Below are 24,161 nucleotides of genomic sequence, written 5' to 3'. Positions count from 1 at the left end.
GCTCCGGAGCGGATGCTGCGTTTACGTATTGGTCAGAAACAGGAAATGCATCGCGTGACGTCGACGTCGGACAAGGAGTCGCCAGCAAAGGCTCCAGAGGCAGCTCCTCCCAAGGCAACCCGAACCACTGCCCCCAGGAAAGCGAGATCACCTCGTTCCACGCGTGCTGTGGCGCGTATTCCCGACCCGGGGATTGTGACTTCGCCCTCACGCTTCATCAATCGGGAGCTGTCATGGCTCGATTTCAACCAGCGCGTTATTGAAGAGGCTGAAAACAGCCGTCATCCGCTGCTTGAGCGCCTGCGCTTCCTTTCCATCAGCGCCAGCAATCTCGATGAATTCTATTCTGTGCGTGTGGCCGGGCTGGTTGGACAGGTGCGCGAGGGACTTGTCGTTCCGTCGGCTGACGGACTGACCCCGGCGCGTCAGCTAACAAGTGTGAGACGCAGCGCCGCCAAGCTTTTTGCAGCACAGCAGCGCATCTGGCGCATGCTCCGCAGCGAACTTGCGTCTGCTGGACTACGCCTGTGCACGCGGGAAGAACTGACCGAGGCCGAACGCGAGAGCATCGCTGCGAAATTCGAGAGCGAGATCTATCCGGTTCTCACGCCGCTCGCGATCGATCCGTCGCATCCCATGCCCTTCATTCCCAATCTGGGCATGGCGCTTGCATTGCGGCTGCACGATCCGTCCGTTCCCGGTTTTTCGATGGACGCACTGATATTGCTGCCCCAGCAGATCGACCGCTTCATCCGTTTGCCTGCACCTCATAAGGAAGAACCCGATATCCGGCCGGATGTCCGCTTCGTGGCGCTGGAAGACGTGATCCGTCTGCATATCGATCGCCTGTTTCCCGGTATGGAAATTGCCGAAGGCGGCGTTCTGCGCATCATCCGTGACTCGGATGTCGAATTCGAGGATGAGGCGGAAGATCTGGTTCTGTCTTACGAAACGGCACTCAAGCAGCGTCGTCGTGGCGTCGGGATCCATCTCGCGCTCGATGCCTCCATTCCGGAAAGCATGGGGCGTGAGTTTGCCGAGGAGCTCGATGTTGCCAAGGATGATGTCGTGGTTCAGCCCGATATCATCGGTGTTGTCGACCTCAAGCAGATGATCGTCTCGGACCGTCCCGATCTTCTGTTCAAGCCCTACACGCCGCGCTTCCCTGAGCGCATCCGCGATTATGACGGCGATTGCTTTGCTGCCATACGCGCCAAGGACATCGTGGTTCACCACCCGTTCGAGAGCTTCGATGTGGTGGTGCAGTTCCTCAAACAGGCTGCGCTCGATCCGAATGTCGTAGCGATCAAGCAGACGCTTTATCGTACCTCACGCGATAGTCCGATCGTGCGGGCGCTGATCGAGGCGGCGGAGCTCGGTAAATCCGTCACGGCCATGGTGGAGTTGCGCGCGCGTTTCGATGAAGAGGCCAATATACGTCTGGCCCGGTCGCTCGAATCGGCAGGGGTACAGGTCGTATTCGGCTTCACCCATCTCAAGACCCATGCGAAGCTAAGCCTGATCGTACGCCGCGAAGCGGGCGGACTGCGGTCCTATGCGCATTTCGGGACGGGTAATTACCATCCGATCACCGCGCGTATTTATACCGACCTGTCGTTTTTCACCTGCGACCCGCAGCTCGCCAGCGATTCCGCCAAGCTTTTCAACTATATGACGGGCTATGCGACGCCGGTGGATATGGAGGCGCTCGCTTTCGCCCCCATCACCCTGCGTGATACGCTCATGGATCTGATCGACGGCGAGATAGCCCACGCCAAGGCAGGGCGACCGGCAAAGATCTGGCTCAAGATGAATTCCTTGGTCGATCCGTCACTGATCGATGCGCTTTATCGCGCGTCGCGCGCCGGGGTGAAGGTGGTCGGGATCATACGCGGAATATGCTGCCTGCGCCCCGGTGTGCCGGGCCTGTCGGAAAATATCGAGATACGCTCGATTGTCGGGCGCTTTCTCGAACATGCGCGTATCTTCGCTTTTGGCAACGGTCATCGCATGCCGTCGCACAAGGCCAAGGTGTTCATTTCGTCGGCAGACTGGATGGGGCGAAACATGGATCGCCGTGTCGAAGCCATGGTGCCCATCTTCAATCCGACCGTTCATGCCCAGATACTGGGCCAGATCATGACCATGGATCTGCGCGACACGCTGCAAAGCTGGGTGCTTTCTGCCCGGGGGGATTGGCATCGTGTATCTCCGGGGGCTAATCCCTTCTCGGCGCATGAGTATTTCATGCATAATCCCTCGCTTTCCGGGCGTGGCTCGGCGGCCAGGGAGAAACCGCAGGACAAGGATGCGGGTCGCCGCGAACGACCGGAGCGTATCCGGGAAGATTGAGAAAGAGGGTAGAGTGACGGGTTCTGACGTTCCGCAAGGCCATCACCGCGCAGCGATTGTCGATCTGGGGTCGAACTCCGTTCGACTGGTCGTGTTCGAGGGCGTCACACGCAACCCTATTCCGATCTTCAACGAAAAGGCGACGCTTCGTCTGGGGCGCGGTCTGGAGCAGACCGGTCGCCTCAATGAGGATGGCCTCGTTCTTGCGCGCGATGTGATGACGCGGTTCAACGCCATTGCGCGCGCCATGGATGCACACCCTTTCGAGGTGCTCGCCACTGCCGCCGTGCGCGATGCCAGCAACGGTCATGAGTTTGTCGAGACCCTGCACGAATGCATGCCCGATGTGCCGATCCGCATCCTTTCCGGTGAGGAAGAAGCCGATTACGCAGCGACCGGCGTGCTCTGCGGTCTGCCGGATGCCGATGGCGTCGTGGCCGATATCGGGGGCGGTTCGCTCGAACTGATCCGTGTGGCTGGCGGCCGTCATCATGAGGCCTGCACCAAGCCGCTGGGCGTTATTCGCCTGTCCGACCGTTCGGGCGGGGACCTCAAACGGGCACGTGAAATCGTTGAAGCCGATCTGGACGATGTAGACTGGCTGCCTGCATTGAAAGGCAAGCCGCTCTATCTCGTGGGCGGGGCGTTCCGTGCGCTGGCGCGTCTACAGATTGCACGCACGCATTATCCGCTCAACATCGTTCATCTTTACACCATGGGTGCCGATGAAGCGCGCGAGATGGTCACCTGGCTGATCGACACGCCGCGCAAGATGCTTGAGAAGGTGCCAGGTTTTCCGCGCAAGCGTCTGGATGACGTGCCGTTCTCGGCCACCGTTCTGCGCCGTCTGATGCGTATCGTGCAGCCCTCGCAGATCGTGTTCAGCGTCGATGGCCTGCGTGAAGGCTGGTATATGCGCAAGGTCGGTCAGGCTGTGGCCTCGCTCGACCCCTGCCGTGCGCTGGCCGATGAAACGGCCCAGCGTCTGAGCCGCAGCATCGAGCTGCCGGGCGATCTTGTGCGCTGGACTGCACCGATTTTCCAGCACGAGACGCCCTCAGAAACTGCGTTGCGCGATATGGCCTGTCGCATGTCCGATATCGGCTCATTCGATCATCCCGAATACCGCGCCGCACAGACCTATCTTCGCGTTATGCGCATGCATGGCGTGGGGTTCGATCATCAGGCCCGCGCTTTCGTGGCGTTGACTCTCGCCGTACGTTATGAAGCCGATCCCGCCGATCCTCTGATGGAGGTGTCGCGCCGGTTGTTGCCGCCTGAGGATTGCGATCGTGCGGTCCAGCTCGGTTTCGCGCTGCGTCTTGCCTATACGATCTGTGGCGGAACGGCAGCCCTGCTGAAAAACACGTCGCTCGAGATCGATGATGGCGTTCTGTGCCTGAACCATAATGAGCAGAGCAGCTTCGCTGCGGGCGGCGGTGTCAAACGCCGTCTCGAACGTCTGGGGCAGAGCATGAATTTGCCGGCGATGACGCGTTCATGCTGAGGGCGTTGCGCGTTCTGGCTGTTCTGTTCGGGGCCGGAAGCATCGCCGTTCTGCCCGCTCATGCGGCGACTGTTATCCACAAGGATCGTGATCCTGACATTTTGTGGAAGCTGGTACATCAGAAATGCGCTGCCGGGCTTAAGCCCTGCACAGTCTATGACCAAGGCCACGGTTTTGCCCTGCTGCACTCGATCGAGGGGCGTGGGCAATATCTGCTGATCCCGACCGACAAGGTGACGGGTATGGAGAGCGTGGCGCTTTTGCGTGAGGATGCGCCGAACTATTTTGCGCAAGCCTGGACCTATCGCACGCGCGTCGCGACCGATTACGGGCAGGAGATTCCAGAGACCATGCTGTCTCTGGCGATCAACTCCTCGAAAGGGCGGTCGCAGAACCAGCTTCATATCCATCTCGACTGTATCGACCCTTCGGTCAGAGCGCTGCTCGACCGTTATGCCGATCGTATCGGGCCGTCATGGTCTTATCTGCCTGAGCCGATCAACGGTCATGCGTACCGGGCCCTGTATCTGGCCACGCTGAATGGTTCGCCATTTCGAATTCTGGCCGCCTCGCTGGCGCAACCCGAGCGCGAGATGGGCGATCACACCCTTGTTCTGGCGCCGCTGGGCAGGGGCTATGCCCTGCTTGACGACGTGGCGCATGACGACGATCGCGCTTCCGGTGAGGAAATACAGGATCATGCCTGCCATGGTCTTCTGTCTCAGGAAGCCCACACCCCGAACGCACACTGATCCGCACGTTACGGGTCGGATCGCGAAGGCACGTATCCACGCTTCCCGACGGATCTGGAATGCCTGGAAAGACCCGGCGCAAACAGGGCTGAGCCGGGTCTTTTTTCAGTCGACCGATTTGAGAATGCGGCCGATCGTCTCGAAAATACGATCGATCTCGTTCTTTTCGATGATGAGCGGCGGTGAAACAGCGATGATATCGCCTGTGTAGCGCAGCAGAACCCCTTCGTGGAAAGCCCGCTCGAACACCTCATAGGCCCGTGTGGTCTTGGCGACGCGCGGGGCAAGCTCGATTCCGGCTACCAGGCCCTCATTGCGGATATCGACCACATGCGGGGCGCCGCGCAGGGAATGGGCCGCTTCTTCGAAATAGGGCGATAGAGCGGCGGCGCGTTCGAAAAGATGGTCGTGCGCATAGGTGTCGAGCGTTGCAATGGCAGCGGCACAGGCAACGGGATGCGCCGTATAGGTGTAGCCATGAGGCAGATCGATGGCTTCGCGCGGCCCCTGCATGAAGGCCTCGAAAATCTCGTCCGAGACGATATTGGCACCCATGGGAATGGTACCGTTGGTGATGCCTTTCGCCACGGTCATGATGTCGGGCACGACACCGTATTTTTCGGCAGCGAAAGACGCGCCGAGACGGCCGAATCCGGTAATGACCTCGTCGAAGATCAGCACGATTCCATGTTTCGTGCAGATTTCGCGCAGGCGTTTGAGATAGCCTTTTGGAGCAGGAAGAACGCCGGTCGATCCCGCCATGGGCTCGACAATGACGGCGGCGATATTCGACGCATCGTGGAGCGCCACGATGCGCTCCAGATCGTCTGCAAGCTCCGCGCCGTGTTCCGGCAGACCACGCGAGAAGGCGTTACGACGCAGATCGAGTGTGTGAGGCAGATGATCCACACCGGTCAGCAGCGATCCGTAAAGCTTGCGGTTGCCTGAGATGCCGCCAACGGAAATGCCGCCGAATCCAACCCCGTGATAGGCGCGTTCGCGACCGATCAGGCGTGTGCGTGTGCCCTCGCCACGCAGGCGATGATAGGCGATGGCGATTTTCAGAGCGGTGTCACCCGCTTCCGAGCCGGAATTGCAGAAAAAGACGTGATTGAGCGGGTTGGGGGCCAGACGCGCTACGCGATCGGCAGCCTCGAATGCCAGCGGATGGGCCATCTGAAAGGCCGGGGCGAAATCGAGTGTCGCGACCGTTTTCTGGACGGCTTCGACGATACGCGGCTGACCGTGACCTGCATTGACGCACCACAGGCCGGCGCAGCCATCGAGGATCTCGCGCCCTTTATCGTCGCGGTAATACATGCCCTTGGCCGAAACCAGCATGCGCGGTGCGTCGCGGAACTGGCGATTGGCGGTGAACGGAAGCCAGAGGGCATCGTGATTGCTATCGGCAAAGGGCGTCGTCATGGTCTCGCTCGGGCTCCTTGTGGAAATACAAGGATAAACTCGTGCCATGGCGGGCGGGATCTGCAAAGTAAGAAGAACTTGCGCAAGCTTTAATTCAACAGGGGGTATAATGGGATCCGCACGTAATGCGCTTCTCGCACTGGCCGTGGGCGCTTTCGCCATCGGCACGACAGAATTTACCCCGATGGGGCTTTTGCCTGTCATCGCCCAGGATCTGCATATCAGTGTGCCCAAGGCGGGTAGCCTGGTCAGTGCCTATGCGTTCGGTGTCATGATCGGCGCACCCATCATGACATTGCTGCTCGGTGCGGTATCGCGCAAGGCCGCGCTGATCGGGCTGATGGGGCTTTATATCGTCGGTAATCTCGGGTCCGGTCTCAGTCATAGCTACACGATGCTCATGATATGGCGCGTCGTCACGTCGCTGTCTCATGGAGCATTTTTCGGTCTGGGCGCGGTTGAGGCCTCGAGCGTGGTCGCGCCGGAGCGCCGTGCCTCTGCGGTGGCGTCAATGTTCATGGGGCTGACGATTGCCAATATTTTCGGTGTCCCGGCGGCGACCTGGCTTGGCGATACGATGGGCTGGCGTAGCGCCTTTCTCGTTACGGCGCTTCTGGGTGCCGTGGCAGTGCTGGCACTCAGCCTGGCCCTGCCACCAAGAGGGCGTTCCGTGCGACCCGATATCATGGGCGAGCTGCGTGTTCTCATGGGCACAGAGGTGTTGCTTGCGCTCGCCGTCACCACGCTCGGGGCTGGCATCATGTTCATGCTCTACACCTATATTGCCCCGTTCCTGCACAGCATTACCCATGCGGGCGACGGCCTCGTTACGCTGGCTCTCATGACGATCGGTGTTGGCTTCAGCATCGGTGCGGCGCTCGGTGGGCGACTGGCCGACCGTTCGACGCGTTTCGCTCTTCTGCTCATGCTGCCTGTGCTTGGCGGCATCATGCTTGTCTATCCTTTCATCGCTGTCTCATCCTTTGGCGCGATTATCGGGATACTGGTGTGGAGTGCGGCGTCGTTTGCGATCATGCCTGCCCTGCAAATGCGCACGATGCAGGCAGCGCGTGGTGCGCCAGCTCTGGCTTCTTCGGTCAATATCGGCGCGTTCAATCTCGGCAACGCACTCGGAGCGTGGCTTGGCGGTGTCGTGCTGTCCCAGGGGCTGGGCTATGGCGCGGTTTCGATGAGTGGTGCGTTCCTTGCGCTGATCGCCGGGCTGATTGTCTATTTCTACCGCGCGCCGGTACGGGATCAGGACGCGCAGTAGTTTCCTCGTTTCCCGCTTGCGGGGCGGAGAGTCAGTCCCGCGATGCCGGGGCGAGCTGACGATCTGCCTGAAGCAGGGTGTGAAGCAGAACGGTCGCTCCGGCAGCGATATCGTCACGCGTTGCCGATTCGCTTTCGTTATGACTGATCCCGCCCGCACAGGGGACGAAAATCATGGTGGTGGGGACAATACGCGCCAGATAAGCGGCATCATGACCTGCACCTGAGGTGATTTCGCGTGCAGGCAGATGTGCGCTGCGTGCCGCGTGTGACACTGCATCGATCAGACGCTGGTCGAAATGGACGGCCGGAGAATCCCAGATTTCGCGTATGCCGATATTGACGTCATGGGCGCGCGCTAATGCGCCGGCACGATCGCGGAAGCTGTTTTCCATGGCAGAGACGACCTCGTCATTCGGGTCGCGAAAATCGACGCTGAAACATACCTCCCCGGGAATGGTGTTGCGGCTGTTAGGTCTGACCGACACCATACCCACCGTGCCGACAGCGTGCGGCGGTCGGTTGAGAGCGATATCCTGCACCGAAGCCATGAGACGTGCAGCGGCCTGCAACGCATCGGCGCGCATGGACATGGGTGTGGTCCCGGCATGGGAGTCGCGCCCCGTCACGGTCACCTCGTACCAGCGCATACCCTGGACACCCGTGACGATACCGATCGTGCAGTGCTCGGCTTCAAGAACCGGCCCCTGCTCGATATGGAGCTCGAGATAGGCTGCCAGGGGATGTGCACCGCAACGCTCTTCTCCCGCGGCGCCTATGGCCTCGAGCGCCTTGTCGAAACGCATGCCATCGGGATCGGTCCGACCCATGGTAAATTCCGGGGTGAAGATTCTGGCGAAAACGCCTGAGCTCAGCATCGCCGGGGCGAAACGCGCCCCTTCCTCATTGGTCCAGTTCACGATTTCGATCGGATGACGTGTGCGCCGCCCTGTCTCGTGAAGTGTGCGCAAAATGGCGATACCGGAAAGCACACCGACAATCCCGTCGAATTTGCCGCCTGTGGGCTGCGTATCGAGATGGCTGCCGATTGCGATAGGGGGAAGAGAAGGATCTTCGCCCTCCACGCGCGCAAACTGGTTTCCCATCGAATCATGGGTGACCGTGGCCCCCAGAGCCGAGCATGTGCGGGTGAACCAGTCGCGCACCTGCCTGTCCTCTTCAGACAGGGCGAGGCGGCAGATACCGCCTTTGGGTGTTGCGCCGATCTGCGCCGTTTCCATGATGTCGTGCCAAAGGGCATCGGCATCGATCGTGCCATTTCCCATAACAGAACCCGGCTGATCGATCATTCCCGTACTCCTCTTTTACCAGGACAGGAGCGGTATCACGCAGCGTTCAAAGTCGGCCGTACCGCTCCCCCGCGCCGGACGATGGGCGCGTGGGCTTGTCTTGGCAATGGGGACAGGCGAGGGAAAAGACGCGACGTGTTACGCCCCGTTCAGGAACGGGGGCAGGCGGGCATCAGTCGTGGGTCGCACGCAATAACGATGTCTGGCGGGCGACCATCAGGATTTGCGGGAGAGAACCAGCGCCAGGATCGTTTGTGCCGCCGTCTCGAAATCGCTCTCATCGAGCGGATTTCTGCCCAGAAGAGCGGTCACCTGAGGCTGCATATCCGCGTACCATTGCGTCATCGCCCACAGGCAGAACAGGAAGTGGGTCGGGTCGACCTCGGGTATCTCGCCACGCTCCATCCAGATCACGAATGTCCGGGTAAAGGGCATGACAGCGTCACGCAGGGTTGTGGCGAGGTAGTTCTGCAGATGTTTGGCGCCGCCGATGATCTCGTGTGCAAAAAGACGCGAGGCATGGGAGTGCGTGCGCGAGAAGGCGAGTTTTGCCCGGATGTAGCCACGAAGCGCATCGCTCGCCCTCAGATCGGGACGAAGCCAGGTTTCGCAGTCCTTGAGCCATTCCTGCACCGTGCGATGCAGCACTTCCTGATACAGGACCTCCTTGGTCGAGAAGTAATAATGGATATTGGCCTTGGGTATTCCCGCTTCACGCGCGACGGCAGCAATGCTCGCACCACTGAAACCGTGCTCGGAAAAGATTTTCTGTGCCGCCTCCAGAATGGCTACGACGGCTATATCGCGTGGGGCACCCAAATTCCGCTCCTGACAGGGTCTTTGTATACGACCAGAACTAATGGTGCGGGCGGGTATATGCAAGTAGTTGCAATGCTATTCGTGGGTCTAATGGACTGATTTCAACGGCGCTGTTCGCAAAATCTGTCACGGAAAGGGATGGACGCGCGATGAACTATCTGTTTCATTTAGGGAACGAGATATCAATACAGGACGAGGCAGGTATGACTTGTGAGCACCCACGATCAGGACATAGGTCACGTCCGACACCTGGCCGGGCCGCCCGTCTTGTCGTGGGTATCGTGTTTCTTGCTTGTGGCGGGATGCCGGTGCTTGCGCAGGCCGCCCCCGCCAATGTGGGCGATGCGATGATTGCGGCGACCGCTTATCACGATAACGGTTCCTATGATCGCGATTTCGACGCGGTGATACAGGAGGCCTCGGAATGGGTCCGCCTGCGGTCCAGCCATGTGAAAAAGCCCGCCCTGATACTCGATATCGACGAGACCGCACTGTCGAACTGGCCTGAAATCGAGGCCAATCATTTTGCGTATTTTCATGATGGACGCTGCGACGCCCTGCCCAAGGGGCCTTGCGGTGTGATGGCGTGGGAACTGAGCGCGAAGGCTGAGGCTTTTCCCTCGACGCTTGCGCTTTATCGTATGGCACAGCAGCATGGCGTTGCTGTTTTTTTCGTCACGGGCCGCTCTGAAGACGAGCGGGCGGATACGGTTCGAAATCTCGAAACTGCGGGATATCGCAACTGGGCGGGGCTGGTCCTGCGCCCTGAGGGAAGCCATACGCCCTCGGCATCCGATTACAAATCTCTGGCACGCCAGAAAATCGAGGGGGACGGCTATCGGATCATCGCAACGATAGGCGATCAGCCCTCGGACCTTGCAGGAGGTCATGCCGAGCGTGGCTTCCTCCTTCCCAACCCTTTCTATCGGGTACCCTGACATGAAGAACAAAGCGCTCGAAGCCCTCACCAGACAGGTTCACGAAGATCTTGAAAAGATCGCCTATGCCTCAGGTCCGTGGGTTTCCTCGGTTACGACCCACCACGGTGCACCGGTGCTCGATGTTGCGGTGATCGGCGGCGGTCAGGGCGGCCTGGCGACATCCTTCGCGCTGCGTCGTATCGGTGTGCACAACGTGCGTGTGTTCGAACGTGCGAAGAAAGGTCAGGCCGGCCCCTGGGTTACCTTTGCGCGCATGATCACCCTGCGCACACCCAAACATGTGACAGGCCCCGATCTCGGCATTCCCTCGCTTACGCCGCGGTCCTGGTTCGAGGCGCGCTACGGTCACGATGCATGGCGCGACCTCGACAAGATCGACCGTCGTGACTGGCAGGACTATCTGGACTGGTATGAAGAGACACTGGCTCTGCCCGTGGAGCATGACCGCGAGCTGGTCGATATCGTCTGGCAGGATGGACTCCTGCATCTTCAGTTCAAGGCGCAGGACGGGGCCCTGTCGAGTGTATGGGCGCGCCGCATCGTGCTTGCGACAGGGATCGAGGGAAGCGGTGCGTGGCATGTGCCCGAATTCATCCGTGAATCGGTGCCCGCACATCTTTATGCCCACACGCATCAGGAAATCGATTTTGAAGCCCTGCGCGGCAAGCGCGTGGGCGTGCTCGGTGGGGGAGCCTCGGCTTTCGATAATGCCGCCACGGCACTCGAGGCGGGCGCGGCCTCGGTGGCTGTCTGTATACGGCGCAAGACCCTGCCCAGAATCAATCCGTACCGCTGGATGGAAAATGCCGGATTCCTCGCGCATTTTCCGTCGTTGCCGGATCTGACGCGCTGGCGTTTCATGCGTCGTATTTTCGACCTCAACCAGCCGCCGCCGCAGGATACGTTCTGGCGTTGCAGCCGTCATGACGGGTTCAGTTTCCATGGCGATACGCCCTGGCTCGATGCGCGTAGCGACGGCGAGCAGGTGAAGGTAGCCACGCCACATGGCGATATGGTGTTCGATTACCTGATTATCGGAACCGGGTTTGTCATCGACTTTACCAAGCGTCCGGAAACAGCAGCCTTCGCCGAGAATATCGCCCTGTGGCGCGATCGGTTCGACGCCCCCGAAGGAGAGGAAAGCGCCGTACTGGATTCCTATCCCTATCTGGGACCGCAGAGCCAGTTCCTGCCGCGCGATGCGGATCATCCGGATGCGGCCATGCTGGGTGCGATTTACAATTTCACCTTCGCTGCGACGCCGAGCATGGGGCTTTCAGGTGCGTCCATCAGTGGCATGCGCTACGGTGTGGATCGTCTGGCACGCTCGATCGCCTGCGATCTGTTCGTGCAGGATGGTGAGAAACATCTCGAAAGCCTTCTCTCCTATGATGCTGAGGAGCTTGTCAGCCTGGGACGTGAAGGTGAGGAGCAGGCATGACGAAAGAGGACAGTCTGGCAGCCCGCGCGGCTGCTCTCGATCTTGTCATTCCGGAGGAATATCGTTCCGCGGTGCTCTCCAATCTCGACCTGATCGGAGGGTACGAAAAGCTCGTTCTGTCGTTCGCTCTGCCTGAGCGAATGGAACCGGCCTACGAGTATCGTCCATGAATGCGAACGGGATCGCCAGCGCGGTCAGATCCGGAGAGCGCTCTGCTGTCCGGATTGTCGAGACCTGTCTCGATCGCGTGACGCAGCGTGATGGCGCAACCAATGCCATCACGCGACTCCTGGCCGAACGCGCGCTCGATCAGGCGCGGCGTGTGGATGCGCTGGTCGCCGAGGGGATCGATCCGGGTCCGCTTGCCGGTGTCCCTTTCGGTATCAAGGATCTCTTCGATGTCGAAGGGCTTGTCACGACAGCAGGTTCGCGTGTTCTGGCCGGTAATGCGCCAGCCGATTGCGATGCCGTTCTCGTCAGTCGTCTGGTGAGCGCAGGGGCGATCCCGCTTGCGACCACCAATATGGATGAGTTCGCCTACGGGTTTGCAACCGACAACGTCCATTACGGCCAGACACGTAACCCCCATGACACCGCACGCCTTGCGGGAGGGTCGTCGGGCGGATCGGCGGCAGGTGTCGCGGCAGGGTATTTTCCTCTCTCTCTGGGCTCGGATACGAACGGGTCGATCCGTGTGCCGGCATCGCTCTGCGGTATCTGGGGTTTGAGGACGACACAGGGCCTTCTTCCGGTCGAGGGGTCGTACCCATTCGTCGCGAGTCTCGACACGGTCGGTCCTTTTACCGCCAGCGCCGCCGATATGCGTACCGTTATCGAGGTTCTGGGCGGCGCACCGCTCGACGCCGTCGATCCGGATACGTTGCGCCTGAGTCTGTTGGGCGGCTGGTTTGCAAAAGACCTCTCTGCCGAAATGGCTGCGGCCCTCAGCGGTTTTTGCAAGACGCTTTCCATATACGATGAGATTGTCGTGCCCGGTGTTGAAGAGGCGCGAGCGGCGGCTTTTGTGATCAGTGCCTCTGAAGGGGGCGCGCTGCATCTCGACCGTTTGCGCAGCCAGCCGGAACTTTACGACCCCGCCGTGCGTGACCGGTTGCTTGCCGGGGCGCTTGTTCCCGCACCGAACGTGTTTCGCGCGCACAAGCTCCGCCGCTGGTTCCGCGACCGTCTGCACGAGGCCTTCACGCAGACAGATATCCTCGTAGCACCCGCCGTGATCGGCGAGGCACCGCGCATCGATAGCCCCATGCTCGAAATTGGCGGGCGAAGCGTTCCGGCCAGGGCAAATCTCGGGCTTTACACCCAGCCTCTTACGCTTGCAGGTTTCCCTGTGCTCACCGTTCCTCTGGCGGTGGAGGGATTGCCGCTCGGCCTGCAGCTCGTGGCACCTCCCGGGCGGGAAGATCGCCTGATCGCCTATGGTGAAATGCTCGAACGCACCGGTCTGGCCCGTGCGCGTCTACTGGAGGACTGATGCTTTTCAGCGCTCGCTCCCGCAAGGGAATGGTCACGGCCCCGCATCATCTTGCCGCGCAGGCGGGGAGGGACATTCTCAAGGCCGGGGGCAACGCTGTAGAGGCGGCCGTCGCTGTCGCGGCGACGCTGTCGGCTGTCTACCCTCACATGACGGGCCTTGGGGGCGATGGTTTCTGGCTTATCCGCCGCCCCGACGGCGAGACGATTGCCATCGATGCCTGCGGCAGACTGGCCCATAACGCCACACCTGCGCTTTATGCGGGTCTCGATGCCGTGCCGTGGCGCGGTGGACTTGCCGCCAATACCGTAGCCGGAACGGTGGCTGGCTGGGCGCGTGCTCTGGCCTATGCCGGAGGGACGATGCCGCTCGCCGCCCTCCTTGCCGATGCGATCGATCACGCGGAACAGGGCATGGTGGTAACCGAGAGCATGGCGGGTCTCATGGCCGCCCATCTCAACGTTCTGAGCTATATCCCGAATTTCAGTGCGCTCTTTCTGCCGCATGGCGATATGCCGATTGCTGGCGATATCCATCGCAATCCGGCGCTGGGGCGGACGCTCAGGCGGCTGGCTTCGGCAGGGCTGGGCGATTTCTATCATGGCAAACTTGCCGATCTGATTGCATCGGAGCTGGCCGCATCCGGCTCGCCCGTCAGTCTGGACGATCTCAACCATCACAGGGCAAAAGTTGCTGCCCCGCTCTGGACCGACCTCCATCACGGTCGGTTCTACAACATGGTCCCGCCCACACAGGGAGCTGCGTCGCTTCTCATCCTTGCTCTGGCCGAGCGTCTTGGTGTGACCGGTGCCGATACGGTGGATGACATTCATCGCTGGGTTGAAGCCACGAAAATTGCCTTCCGCTGGCGCGACCATGTCATAGCCGATCCGTCCATCATGGTGGAATCGCCGCAGATACTCCTGTCTGACAGCGCGGCACTCGATGTGATTGCAGAGGGGATCGACCCAGGCAGCGCAGCACCCTGGCCGCATCCGGCTCAGCAGGGCGATACGACCTGGTTCGGCGTCATGGACTCCCAAGGCTGGGCGGTCAGTATGATCCAGAGCCTGTATTTCGAGTTCGGATCGGGGGTCGTTCTACCCGAGACAGGAATCGTCTGGCAGAACCGCGGTGCGAGTTTCGATCTGGTGCCCGGGCGATTGAGAAGCCTCGTGCCGGGACGCAAGCCCTTCCATACGCTCAACCCGGCCATGGCGGCCCTGAACGATGGCAGTCTCCTGGCTTATGGCACGATGGGCGGTGAGGGGCAGCCGCAGACGCAGGCGGCGATCGTGGCTCGACACGTTTTTGCCGGGCTCGGCCTTCAGGAGGCGATCACTGCGCCGCGCTGGCTGCTCGGGCGTACATGGGGCGAGACGACGACCACGCTCAAGATGGAGACACGCTTCGACCCGGCGATTGTCGAAGGTCTGCGCGCGCTCGGTCACGACGTCGAGAGCCTGACGCCTTTTGCGACGGCGATGGGTCATGCAGGTGCCATTCGGCGCTATGACGATGGCACGATGGAGGGGGCGACCGACCCGAGAAGCGATGGCGGTGTCGCGGCGCTCTGACAGGTGAGAGGCAAGACAGTCATGACACAGGATTATCCGCGCGACCTGACGGGATACGGCGCCAATCCCCCCGATCCGCAATGGCCTGAGGGCGCACGGATCGCTGTGCAGTTCGTCCTCAATTACGAAGAGGGCGCAGAAAACAGCGTGCTTCATGGCGATGCCGGTTCGGAAGCTTTCCTGTCGGAAATGGTTGGCACGCGCTCGATTGCCGGCAGCCGGTGCATACAGATGGAAAGTCTGTACGAATATGGCGCGCGCGCCGGTTTCTGGCGCCTGCACCGCATTTTCACCGAGGCAGGCCTTCCCCTGACCGTGTTCGGTGTGGCGATGGCACTGGCGCGTAATCCGGCAGTGGTTGACGCCATGAAAGACGCCGGATGGGAGATCGCTTCTCACGGGTTGCGCTGGATCGATTATCAGGACATTCCCGAAGCCGTCGAGCGGGAGCACATACGCGAGGCAATCCGGTTGCACCGCGCCGTGACGGGAGATGCCCCGCTGGGATGGTATCAGGGGCGCACAAGCCCCAACACAGCCCGTCTGGTCGCCGAGGAAGGTTGCTTCGTTTACGATGCGGATTCCTATGCGGATGATCTGCCCTATTACGATACGCGTTACGGCAGAAAGCAGCTGATCGTGCCCTACACGCTCGATGTGAACGATATGAAGCTCGTCGCATTGAACGGCTTTACCGAAGGGGAGCAGTTCTTTCGCTACCTGCGCGACACGTTCGATATGCTCTATCAGGAAGGGGGACGCATGATGTCAGTCGGGCTGCATTGCCGTCTGGCTGGCCGCCCCGCCCGTGCGCTGGCGGTAAAACGCTTTATTGCCCATGTACAGGCACACGAGAAAGCATGGGTTGCAACGCGTCTGGATATTGCACGTCACTGGCTGGAGGTTCATCCCGCATGATCGGCGCGAAAACACCCGCTGAATTTGTCGCTCTGTATGGCGATATTTACGAGCATACGCCGTGGATCGTCGAGGCCGCATGGAAAGAGGCACCTTTCGATAATCCCGAGGCCATGATCCGTGTTACTTCGCGCATCGTACGCGAGGCGGGCCGCGAGCCGCAGCTTGCGCTGGTCCAGGCGCATCCGGAGCTGGCGCGCAAATTCGGCGTCGACCCCGATCTCGGTGCGCTTTCAGCCGCCGAGCAGGAAGGGGCCGGTCTCGACCGGTTGAGTGAAGACGAATTCAAGGCGTTTCGCGCCCTCAATGATGCCTATCAGGCGCGCTTTGACATGCCCTTCGTCATTTGCGTCCGACGGGCAACAAAGGACATTATACGTCAGGAAATCGAGCGTCGCCTTAAGCAGTCTCCCCGGGATGAACTGATGGAGGCGCTCGACCAGATCGACCAGATCGCGCTTCTCAGACTGAAGGACAAGACAGGATCATGACCAGCCTCTCCACACATGTGCTTGATACCGCCGCCGGTAAGCCCGCGGTGGGCATGGGCGTTACCCTGCTTCACGACGACCGGGTTCTGTATTCAGGCGTGACCGATTCCGACGGACGCTGTGCCGGTCTGCAGGATATCGATGTCTCTGCTGGAGCCTATGTGTTGCGTTTCGATGTTGCCACCTACTTCCTCGCGCACGGCCAGAACCTGCCCGATCCGCCGTTCCTCGACGTTGTGCAGATCGATTTCGGCATGACGGATAACGGGCACTATCACGTTCCGCTTCTGGTCTCTCCGTTCGGTTATTCGACCTATCGGGGCAGCTGAGAGACGCTGCCAGTATTTGTCACGGCCCTGTTTCGGGCAGAATCAAAAAGGGAGGAGGGTTCAAAACCCTCCTCCCTTTTTTATCCGTAACGCGGGGCAGAAACAGTGCCCCGGTCAGCAGCGTCGATCAGAAATTGAGACCGGCCTGCAGGAAGATGTAACGACCCATGTAGAAGCCGCCATAGGTGCTGTCAGCCGAATTCGAGGCTGCGTTGAGCACGAAAGGTGGGTTCTTGCCGGCAATGTTCTGCACGCCGCCTTCGAAGTTCCAGCGCTTCCAGGTGTAGCCGATCGAGATATCCTGCTGGACCATCGCAGGTGTCTTGATGCGTGCATTGGCTGCAGGATTTTCTTCGCTGAGGAATGCGCCACCGTCATTCCAGCTCATGCCGCCGATATACTGGAACATGTAGGACACGCGGAAAGCATCGTGCTGCCATGTGAGCGTTGCGTAATCACGCACACGCGGGTTGCTGGAGCCGTTCTGATAGAACAGGGCACCTGTCTGGTTCAGATATGCACCGCCGGGCTGCTGCTGCTGCTTGTACTTGACCAGCTGCTGGAAGTTGTTGTCGACGATGAACGAATCATGACGGGTGACACGGAAGCGGTAGTTCAGATCGAAATCGATACCGCTGGTGATCAGGTCGCCAAGGTTCTGGTCAAGCGCTGAAACCGTGTTGATCTGGCCATTCGGCAGGCGGGTGATATCGCTGCAGTAGGACTGGACACTGTTCTCATAGCACTGGTTCAGGATGTATTGCGTGGGCAGCGAGCCGATCAGGCCGCCAATCGTGTAATGCCAGTATTCAACCGAGGCTGAAAGACCCGGTACCCATCGCGGGGTAAGGATCGTGCCGAAGGTATAGGTGCGTCCTGTCTCTGGATGAAGAGCTTTGTTGCCACCGGACAGCGTTGGAACCTGTCCTGAGTTTGCAGAGACGAAATTCTGGGGGTTCGCAACGCCACCCTTTATGCAGTTCGCAACAAGCGTAGGACTCGTGGCACCGGCACAGGGATCGGATGCGGCAGGATAGCCAAGGCCGACACCGCCATAAAGCTCATAGACGTTCGGCTGGCGGAAGGATGTACCTAGCGTACCGCGGAAGCGGATATCGCGTATTGGTGCCCAGTCGATACCGACCTTCCAGTTCTTGGCGCCACCAAACGTGTTGTAGGACGAATAACGACCCTGACCGTCGATCGACAGATCCTTGGCGAAAGCAACATCTTTCAGAAGCTGCGCATGACCCTGGATATAGCCTTCTGTCACGTTGAAGCCGCCCGAGGTCGACTGCACCGTGTTGGTCAGCGAATAACCGCTCTGTACCAGCGGATCGGGGTTGTTGGAGAGCTGCTCACCGCGATGTTCCATGCCGAGCGCTACGCCGAAATCGCCGCCGCCCTTCCAGGGCATGTGAACAATATGGTTGTTATGGATACGCAGGTTCAGGTCGCGCAGCTGGTACATGGTGTGCTGATAGGTGGTGTAGTTGGCGTATTTTGCCGCATCTGGAGAGAGGCGCGTGAAGGCGTTGGACTGCACGCAGCCCGGTGAGCCTGCACAGCTGTTCGGGTTATAGATCAGCGCGCCATTCGGGTCATTCGGATCGACCGCATTTTCAAGGCCCCATTCCTGCAACAGATTGGAGTAGCTGCCAACGCCCTGAAGCTCATCGGTATCCTGGCTCACGCCATAGGTGTAGGAAAGATCGTATTTCCAGTCATGCACGATATCGCCGCGCACGCCGAACATGCCCGTGACGGTGTCACTCGTATTGTTGCTGATACGAGGGCCGAATTCGTTCAGACGGCGATAGAGCTGGAGATCTTCGCCCGTTGGATTGCCCGGATAATCGGCGCCGAGGATGATCGAGTTCGGCAGTGGCGAGGGGGGAACGCTACCGGTTGCGGGCTCAGGCGCGAGTCCGGCTTTGGACGAGCGATGGGCATAGAGCACGTTAGAGTACAGGTCGAAATGCTTGTTGACCTCGTAATGCAGATCACCTGAGAGAGTAGAATCCTGCAGGGCATTCATCAGCCACTGGTTCTGGGCGTAATTGTATCGTTTGCTTTTGCTGTAGGGGCTTAGCGAGCCGTTATCGAGATTGCCGACATAGGCATTGCCGCTATCGAGGCCGAAATACGTACCGCCCGGCGTGATGATTGATCCGACTTGCAGGCCCGACTGGTTGGGGTAGGTGCCTGAAGCGCCAAGCGAGGTCGCGGACCAAGAGCGGTTACGCTGCTGGATGCCACCCTGGGTCATGTAGCTGCCGCCGAGCGTCAGGTTGCCCTTGCCATGATCGAAGTTCCAGCCCTTCATGGCGGAAATCATGCCAGTGCGGTTATCGCCATGACCGGTGATGCCGCCGCGGATGGTCACGCTGCCCGTATTGATGTCGTGACGCAGCTTGATATTGAGCACGCCCGAGACAGCATCGGCACCGTAGAGTTCCGAGCCACCATCCTTCAGGATTTCGACTGACTGGACCATCTGTACCGGGATGGTGTTGAGATCGATACAGTCGTTATTGCCATTTGGTGTCGTGCGCTTGCCGTCGATCAGGACGAGAACGCGGTTCTGGCCAAGGTTGCGCAAATCGACGCAGGCAGCGCCGCCGTAACCATTGGTGTTGTTGTTCGTCGTGCCGCTTGAGCCGATGGAGGGCAGACGCGACAGGAAGTCGTTAAGGTTCGTCGCGCCCGTCTGCTGGATCTGCTTGGCTGTAACGATCTGTACCGGATTGGCACTCGTGTTATGAGCCGTGCTCAGGGCCGAACCGACAACGATCAGTTCTTCAGACTTGCCACCCTGTGCGAAGGAAACGGTGTTCGCGGGGGCAACGTTACGCAGGGCGTTTTGCGAACGGGTCGGGACCATCGTCGCGGCAGGTGCGGTCTGGGCACTGAGCTGAGGGCCGTTTGCCGGGTGACCGGTTGTCTTGCTGTGCTTGACCGGCTTGCGGTGATGGGTGGTCGCAGCCGCAGTCTGTGCATGCGCAGCAAGACCGGTGACAGTAGGGGAGAGAAAGATTGCCGCGCCCAGCAGCCATCGTCCTCGCCTATGAAAAATAACGTTTTTCATGAAAGTTAACCCTCGGAATCTCTTTGTTTCACGAGGCTGCGGTTTCTGTCATTTCATTGCAAGGGCGTTATCGTTTTGTGACGCTTCATTGCAGTGGCAACGCAATTCATGTTGCATATTTGCATCGTTTCGCTTCCGGTCAGGGAATTGGTGACGATATATTAACGGCGGTTCTCGCTCACTAAGGTAATGATCGTCATCTGTCTCGTGCCTGCTTGAATGGGTTGTCACCCAGCCTGTTCAGAACCGCCTCAGACGATTCGTCACCGGATTGTTTCTGCTGCCTATCAAGGGCAGGCATGGCGTCTCGTTCGGGGCCGGGTTGCAGGACCGGCTTATCGACGTGTCGGCCTGTCGCCCGGGATATCAGTAGGATTTCAGCAGCCGGTCCAGATAGTCCAGCTCGCTCTGGGGGCGCGTGCGGTCGGCATCGCGTCGTCTTAGCTCACGCTCAATTTTGCGGGCTTTTTCGCGGCTATCTGCATCGGGCACGGTCCCGTCAGTGTCAGCGCCGCTGTGACCTTTGCCCATTTTGCGACCGAGTGGATCGCGATCGCTCTTGTCGCCTGACTGACCGTCGGACTCATCGCCCTCGGACTGGCTGGTGCCACGCTTATGCGCTCCACCCTGCTCATGGCCGCCAGTTCCCATGGTTGGCAACAGGGCGAGAGGGCCGCCCCCATGTGCCTTGCCCTTCTGCGCTTCGCTCATCTGCTGGCCCGTCTCGGCGAGGTCCTTCAGCACCTTGCGTATGGCAATCTCGGTCGGTTCGTCCTGTGCACTGGCCAGAGCCTGCCGAGCCGCTTTCATGTCCCTGTCGGCCTTGACGAGCCCGTCCATCGTCTTGCCGGTCAGGGATTTGATATCGTCGTTCAGCAGGCGCGCCACCGACTGTAGGGCACGCTGAACCGCGTGATCGTCGCGTCGCTGCTCATGCTGTGCGATCGCTTCCTCGGGCGAGAGAGCGGCCGTGCCGCTGGAGGCACTGTTGCCGGTTGCTTCGCCCGAAGGTGTTTCATCCATGTCGGGTGGCGGGTTCATGCCAAGACGCCGCAGGAGTTCTGCGGTCGACATGGTGCTGACATCCTGCCCCGGGGTATTCTGGTTGAGTTGCGCTTCTCTTTTTTTCCGCTGGCCGGGATTAAGGCGCGACTGCACATGATCGAGCAATGTCGTCTCGCGTCGCACGAGGTCGTGTAGCGTTGCTTTTTGCGCCTGTGCACGCGCACGAGCCTGCATTTGCTGGGCAATCTGCGCGAGATCCTGCGGAGTTGCGGTGCGCATGCGCTCCGTCATTTTGGACAGATCCTCAAGGCGCTTGAGCGCATCGTCGCCTTTACCGCCTGCGGCATCGGATTGAAGCCGTCTCATGAGGCGCGAAACCGGATCGTTTCCGTCTCCAGGTGCCTCACCGATATCGGGAATAACGGTGCCGAGCTGCATGCTTCGCTGCATCAGGGCCTGCATGCGACGGTCGAGAGCTTCGCGAAGTGTCTTGATACGCGTGGCAAGTTCCTGCTGTTCAGCCTCGCTCTGTCCGGCATCGCCAAGCGCGCGCATATGGGCGATCTGGTTCTGGACCGATTTCTGGGCGGCCCTGATTTCCAGATTGGCGAGGGCTGTTTCCCGGTCACTGCTGCTCAGGTCTTCAAGATAGAGTGCAACCGCCCAGCATAGTCCGAGCGCATTATCGCGTGCGCCCTCGGCATCGGGGTCGTTGAGCTGTGCCGCTGCATAGAGCAGGGCGAGCATGCTGCCTTTTTCAGTGTCGGGCAGGGTTTGCGCCAGTGCTGCAAGGTCTTCGGCGGTCTGTTCAGGGGTTTCCTGTTGCAGGCCGAAGCGATGACGCAGGCTGACCAGCGCCCGCGCCGTCGGATCGTGGAAGACGCGGCTGGGCAGTCTGACTGTTTCTGGCTTGCTGGTGGCACTGCGCCCACTGCGACTAGTGGCATGCAGGCGTATCAGAACCTCTTCGCCTGCCCAGAGTGAGTCGGTGAGATCGCTATCGTAAACACCCTCCGCCTTTTTGGGGGCGCCTTTGAGTGGAATGGTCAGGGCGAGAGGCGGAAGATCGGGACGCGCTTTGAGGGTGATCTGGGCATCCAGACTGGTCACGCCATGCGCCTGCGCGACGCGCCATGGCAAGGCGATCTCGGTACTGTCTTTCTCCACATGGGGTGGCGACGACCACGCGATTTCCGGCGCCAGATCGGGCTCGACGTCGAAAGTCCATTCACCGACTGTACGGCCGCGCGAGCGTATTGCGATCGTGCCGCTATGGGCGAGATGCGTGACAAAACTCCAGCTGCCGGGGTCAAGCTGTCTGACGGTCACTTCGCTGGTATCCACGCCCAGCAGATGAGGTGCAGAGCGCGCATTGCTGACATGAAGGGTCAGTGTGGCATCCTGCGGAATACGGGGCGGCGCAGTATGGGAATTCAGAAAAACCGGCGCACCCGGAGCGTAGGATGGCAGATCGACCCAGGCTTCTATCTGCGGCAGTGGCACGTCCGCATCGTCGACACCGGGTAAAAATGCCGCTTCGAGGCGTGACGGTGCTGCGGGGCCTGCCATGATGACAGCCGCAAGAAGGCACAGACCGAATCCCGACCAGCCGAGCTTGCGTTTTCTGCTCCATGAAAGCCTCGGCAGACCTGTGTGCAACGTGCCGATACTGTCACGCAATCGGTCCATATGGACGCGCCACAGGGCCGTTTCGTCACCATTGGCCGGAAGGTCGTCCAGCACGGCCAGAGGTTGGTGGCGCAGACCGGACCGACGCTCGATCAGGCGATCGATTGTCGACATCCTCGGGGGATGCACGCGTGAAAGATTGCGTGCGGTCAGTGCGATGGCACCCCCTGCCACTCCGGCGAGCAGAAAAGCATGAAGCGTATCGGGCAGGGATTGTGGCAGACGTGCCAGCCCTGCAAGTGCATATCCGCCAACGAGCGCCAGCGGACCTTGCACGGCGGACCATGCGGATTCCAGCCACAGCACGCGTCGGGCCCTGTGACGGGCCCGACTGACCCGCATCTCCAGAGTGGGCAGAGAGGCTTTCGCTGGGGCGGGCGGCGCGATGCTCATTCGCTATCCAGCCACTCCGGGATGCTGTCTTCGCTCCAGAGCGACTCAACGCGCTGCCTGTTACGCACAACCTGCCACTGACCGTTCTCGATCATGACCTGTGCGGCAAGGGGGCGACTGTTATAGGTCGAGCTCATGACTGCGCCATAAGCGCCCGTATCGAGTACGGCGATCTGATCGCCGGCGCGTAACGCGGGCAGAAGGCGATCCTTTGCGAGAATGTCGCTCGATTCGCATACTGGTCCGACAACGGTTTGCGGGGCTGTTTCGGCATAGGCAAGATCGGGCGCAAGCGGGATCAGCCCATGCCATGCCCCGTAAAGGCTTGGGCGTGCCAGATCGTTCATCGCCGCATCGACGATGACGAAATCGGATATGCCTTCGCGCTGGGCCTTGAGGTCGATCACCGAAGTCAGGAGAACCCCGGCCGGTGCTGCAATCCAGCGTCCGGGTTCTATGGCGAGCCTGAGGTCGAGCGCACCGAGTGTCTCGGCGATGGCGCCCGCAAGTGCTGCGGGCGGTGGAGCCAGTTCGTCACGATAGCGCACGCCGAGCCCTCCGCCGCAATCGACGACCGATACCGTCAGGCCCTCATTGCGCAGTCCGGATACAAGATCGGCGATACGCGCATAGGCAGCCTTGAACGGTGCAGGCGAGAGAATCTGGCTGCCGATATGGGTTGCCAGTCCCATGATCTCTATCCCCGGCAGCGTGCTGGCCTCGCGATAGAGTGCAGGTGCATCCGACCAGTCGATGCCGAACTTGTCGCCAAGCCGGCCTGTACTGATCTTGTCATGGGTTTCGGCGTCGATATGCGGATTGACGCGCAGCGCCACGCGTGCGGTCAGGCCGGAAGCCCGTGCCAGGCGTGACAGACGTCGCAGCTCCTCGGCGCTTTCGACATTGATCTGCCCGATCTGTTCCTGAAGCGCCAGCATCAGCTCGGCATCGGTCTTGCCGACGCCAGAGAACACGATGTGGGCGGGGTCGATGCCTGCCGCGCAGGCTTTGCGCAGTTCGCCGCCACTGACGACATCGGCCCCGCATCCTTCCTGATGCAGCACGGTCAGGGTGGAGAGGTGATCGTTCGCCTTGAGCGCATAATGCAGGGCGATATCGATACCACGCTCGGTAAAGGCCTTGCGCAGATTGCGCGTGCGGCGCCTGAGCGTGCCCGCGCCGGTAACCCAGCAGGGCGTGCCGACTGCGCTTGCAATGGTCTGCAGGGGAACGCCCTCGAAAAGCAGACCGTCCTGACCATCCATGTGAAGGGATGGGCGGGATGCAAGAAGGTTCATGATATCAGGATCGTGGCGTGTCATACGTGACAGACTACAAGGGCAATCTGTCGCTTCCAAGA

Annotated in this window: 18 protein-coding genes; 12 read left to right on the top strand and 6 right to left on the bottom strand. The window is 60.3% G+C overall.

The annotated features are described in order from the left end of the window. The first annotated feature begins 54 nt into the window (after window positions 1–54). Genes NF685_RS03115 through NF685_RS03105 form a run of 3 tightly spaced genes read left to right on the top strand, consistent with a single transcriptional unit; the run spans window position 55 to window position 4,611 of the window. A complete protein-coding gene (locus NF685_RS03115; RefSeq protein ID WP_252848562.1) occupies window positions 55–2,352 on the top strand; it encodes an RNA degradosome polyphosphate kinase in 2,298 nt (765 codons plus the stop codon). After that, window positions 2,309–3,859: a Ppx/GppA phosphatase family protein gene (locus NF685_RS03110; RefSeq protein ID WP_222547758.1), complete on the top strand. Its 1,551-nt coding sequence runs from the start codon at window positions 2,309–2,311 to the stop codon at window positions 3,857–3,859. Before NF685_RS03115 ends, NF685_RS03110 begins: the two co-directional genes overlap by 44 nt. Next, entirely contained in the window at window positions 3,853–4,611 is a 759-nt protein-coding gene (locus NF685_RS03105; RefSeq protein ID WP_252848560.1) for a CDP-diacylglycerol diphosphatase, read from the top strand. The genes NF685_RS03110 and NF685_RS03105 overlap by 7 nt, the downstream gene beginning before the upstream one ends. A 105-nt stretch (window positions 4,612–4,716) precedes the next feature. On the opposite strand, the gene NF685_RS03100 is transcribed toward NF685_RS03105, so the two are convergent. After that, the gene (locus NF685_RS03100; protein WP_222547756.1) at window positions 4,717–6,036 is read right to left on the bottom strand and encodes an aspartate aminotransferase family protein; all 1,320 of its coding nucleotides are present in this window, start codon (window positions 6,034–6,036) and stop codon (window positions 4,717–4,719) included. Window positions 6,037–6,145: 109 nt separating this feature from the next. Between NF685_RS03100 and NF685_RS03095 the strand changes: the two genes are divergently transcribed. Next, window positions 6,146–7,309: an MFS transporter gene (locus NF685_RS03095; protein ID WP_252848559.1), complete on the top strand. Its 1,164-nt coding sequence runs from the start codon at window positions 6,146–6,148 to the stop codon at window positions 7,307–7,309. Window positions 7,310–7,340: 31 nt separating this feature from the next. On the opposite strand, the gene NF685_RS03090 is transcribed toward NF685_RS03095, so the two are convergent. Together NF685_RS03090 and NF685_RS03085 are read right to left on the bottom strand one after the other, a co-directional pair. Then, entirely contained in the window at window positions 7,341–8,618 is a 1,278-nt protein-coding gene (locus tag NF685_RS03090; RefSeq protein ID WP_252848558.1) for a M20 family metallo-hydrolase, read from the bottom strand. A 216-nt stretch (window positions 8,619–8,834) separates the two neighbouring features. Continuing rightward, a complete protein-coding gene (locus NF685_RS03085; protein WP_222547753.1) occupies window positions 8,835–9,437 on the bottom strand; it encodes a TetR/AcrR family transcriptional regulator in 603 nt (200 codons plus the stop codon). Between the two features lie 203 nt (window positions 9,438–9,640). On the opposite strand from NF685_RS03085, the gene NF685_RS03080 reads away from it, so the two are divergent. Genes NF685_RS03080 through uraH form a run of 8 tightly spaced genes read left to right on the top strand, consistent with a single transcriptional unit; the run spans window position 9,641 to window position 16,626 of the window. Continuing rightward, window positions 9,641–10,375: an HAD family acid phosphatase gene (locus tag NF685_RS03080; RefSeq protein ID WP_252848557.1), complete on the top strand. Its 735-nt coding sequence runs from the start codon at window positions 9,641–9,643 to the stop codon at window positions 10,373–10,375. A gap of 1 nt (window position 10,376) precedes the next feature. Then, complete coding sequence (locus NF685_RS03075) at window positions 10,377–11,819, top strand: NAD(P)-binding domain-containing protein (protein WP_252848556.1); 1,443 nt, start codon at window positions 10,377–10,379, stop codon at window positions 11,817–11,819. Further along, window positions 11,816–11,989 (top strand): DUF4089 domain-containing protein, encoded by a 174-nt coding sequence (locus tag NF685_RS03070; RefSeq protein WP_222547751.1) that lies wholly within the window; start codon window positions 11,816–11,818, stop codon window positions 11,987–11,989. Before NF685_RS03075 ends, NF685_RS03070 begins: the two co-directional genes overlap by 4 nt. Beyond that, on the top strand, window positions 11,986–13,311 hold the full coding sequence (locus tag NF685_RS03065; protein ID WP_252848555.1) for an AtzE family amidohydrolase: 1,326 nt from the start codon (window positions 11,986–11,988) through the stop codon (window positions 13,309–13,311). Before NF685_RS03070 ends, NF685_RS03065 begins: the two co-directional genes overlap by 4 nt. After that, entirely contained in the window at window positions 13,311–14,888 is a 1,578-nt protein-coding gene (locus tag NF685_RS03060) for a gamma-glutamyltransferase family protein (protein WP_252848554.1), read from the top strand. The genes NF685_RS03065 and NF685_RS03060 overlap by 1 nt, the downstream gene beginning before the upstream one ends. A gap of 21 nt (window positions 14,889–14,909) precedes the next feature. Further along, entirely contained in the window at window positions 14,910–15,806 is an 897-nt protein-coding gene (gene puuE, locus NF685_RS03055; RefSeq protein WP_222547748.1) for an allantoinase PuuE, read from the top strand. Next, window positions 15,803–16,297 (top strand): 2-oxo-4-hydroxy-4-carboxy-5-ureidoimidazoline decarboxylase, encoded by a 495-nt coding sequence (uraD, locus tag NF685_RS03050; protein ID WP_252848553.1) that lies wholly within the window; start codon window positions 15,803–15,805, stop codon window positions 16,295–16,297. Before puuE ends, uraD begins: the two co-directional genes overlap by 4 nt. Further along, window positions 16,294–16,626, top strand: a complete 333-nt coding sequence (gene uraH / locus NF685_RS03045; protein ID WP_252848552.1) for a hydroxyisourate hydrolase — start codon at window positions 16,294–16,296, stop codon at window positions 16,624–16,626. The genes uraD and uraH overlap by 4 nt, the downstream gene beginning before the upstream one ends. 127 nt (window positions 16,627–16,753) lie before the next feature. Here the strand turns inward: uraH and NF685_RS03040 are convergent, their stop codons facing one another. From NF685_RS03040 to lysA, 3 genes are all read right to left on the bottom strand, one after another. Continuing rightward, window positions 16,754–19,714: a TonB-dependent receptor plug domain-containing protein gene (locus NF685_RS03040; RefSeq protein WP_252848551.1), complete on the bottom strand. Its 2,961-nt coding sequence runs from the start codon at window positions 19,712–19,714 to the stop codon at window positions 16,754–16,756. A 366-nt stretch (window positions 19,715–20,080) separates the two neighbouring features. Next, window positions 20,081–22,801, bottom strand: coding sequence for a DUF4175 domain-containing protein (locus NF685_RS03035; protein WP_252848550.1), 2,721 nt, complete (start codon window positions 22,799–22,801; stop codon window positions 20,081–20,083). Beyond that, window positions 22,798–24,099 (bottom strand): diaminopimelate decarboxylase, encoded by a 1,302-nt coding sequence (lysA, locus tag NF685_RS03030; protein WP_252848549.1) that lies wholly within the window; start codon window positions 24,097–24,099, stop codon window positions 22,798–22,800. Before lysA ends, NF685_RS03035 begins: the two co-directional genes overlap by 4 nt. Window positions 24,100–24,161 lie beyond the last annotated feature (62 nt).

Source organism: Asaia lannensis NBRC 102526 (assembly GCF_024054035.1).
GTDB classification, from domain to species: Bacteria; Pseudomonadota; Alphaproteobacteria; order Acetobacterales; family Acetobacteraceae; genus Asaia; species Asaia lannensis.
This window is presented reverse-complemented; position numbering and strand designations above follow the sequence as displayed.

Excerpts from the sequence above, each read along its gene's own strand:
- NF685_RS03110 (WP_222547758.1), top strand. The coding sequence starts at position 2,309 with ATGCGGGTCGCCGCGAACGACCGGAGCGTATCCGGGAAGATTGAGAAA.
- NF685_RS03105 (WP_252848560.1), top strand. The coding sequence starts at position 3,853 with ATGCTGAGGGCGTTGCGCGTTCTGGCTGTTCTGTTCGGGGCCGGAAGC.
- NF685_RS03100 (WP_222547756.1), bottom strand. The coding sequence starts at position 6,036 with ATGACGACGCCCTTTGCCGATAGCAATCACGATGCCCTCTGGCTTCCG.
- NF685_RS03095 (WP_252848559.1), top strand. The coding sequence starts at position 6,146 with ATGGGATCCGCACGTAATGCGCTTCTCGCACTGGCCGTGGGCGCTTTC.
- NF685_RS03090 (WP_252848558.1), bottom strand. The coding sequence starts at position 8,618 with ATGATCGATCAGCCGGGTTCTGTTATGGGAAATGGCACGATCGATGCC.
- NF685_RS03080 (WP_252848557.1), top strand. The coding sequence starts at position 9,641 with ATGACTTGTGAGCACCCACGATCAGGACATAGGTCACGTCCGACACCT.
- NF685_RS03075 (WP_252848556.1), top strand. The coding sequence starts at position 10,377 with ATGAAGAACAAAGCGCTCGAAGCCCTCACCAGACAGGTTCACGAAGAT.
- NF685_RS03070 (WP_222547751.1), top strand. The coding sequence starts at position 11,816 with ATGACGAAAGAGGACAGTCTGGCAGCCCGCGCGGCTGCTCTCGATCTT.
- NF685_RS03065 (WP_252848555.1), top strand. The coding sequence starts at position 11,986 with ATGAATGCGAACGGGATCGCCAGCGCGGTCAGATCCGGAGAGCGCTCT.
- NF685_RS03060 (WP_252848554.1), top strand. The coding sequence starts at position 13,311 with ATGCTTTTCAGCGCTCGCTCCCGCAAGGGAATGGTCACGGCCCCGCAT.
- puuE (WP_222547748.1), top strand. The coding sequence starts at position 14,910 with ATGACACAGGATTATCCGCGCGACCTGACGGGATACGGCGCCAATCCC.
- uraD (WP_252848553.1), top strand. The coding sequence starts at position 15,803 with ATGATCGGCGCGAAAACACCCGCTGAATTTGTCGCTCTGTATGGCGAT.
- uraH (WP_252848552.1), top strand. The coding sequence starts at position 16,294 with ATGACCAGCCTCTCCACACATGTGCTTGATACCGCCGCCGGTAAGCCC.
- NF685_RS03040 (WP_252848551.1), bottom strand. The coding sequence starts at position 19,714 with ATGAAAAACGTTATTTTTCATAGGCGAGGACGATGGCTGCTGGGCGCG.
- NF685_RS03035 (WP_252848550.1), bottom strand. The coding sequence starts at position 22,801 with ATGAGCATCGCGCCGCCCGCCCCAGCGAAAGCCTCTCTGCCCACTCTG.
- lysA (WP_252848549.1), bottom strand. The coding sequence starts at position 24,099 with ATGAACCTTCTTGCATCCCGCCCATCCCTTCACATGGATGGTCAGGAC.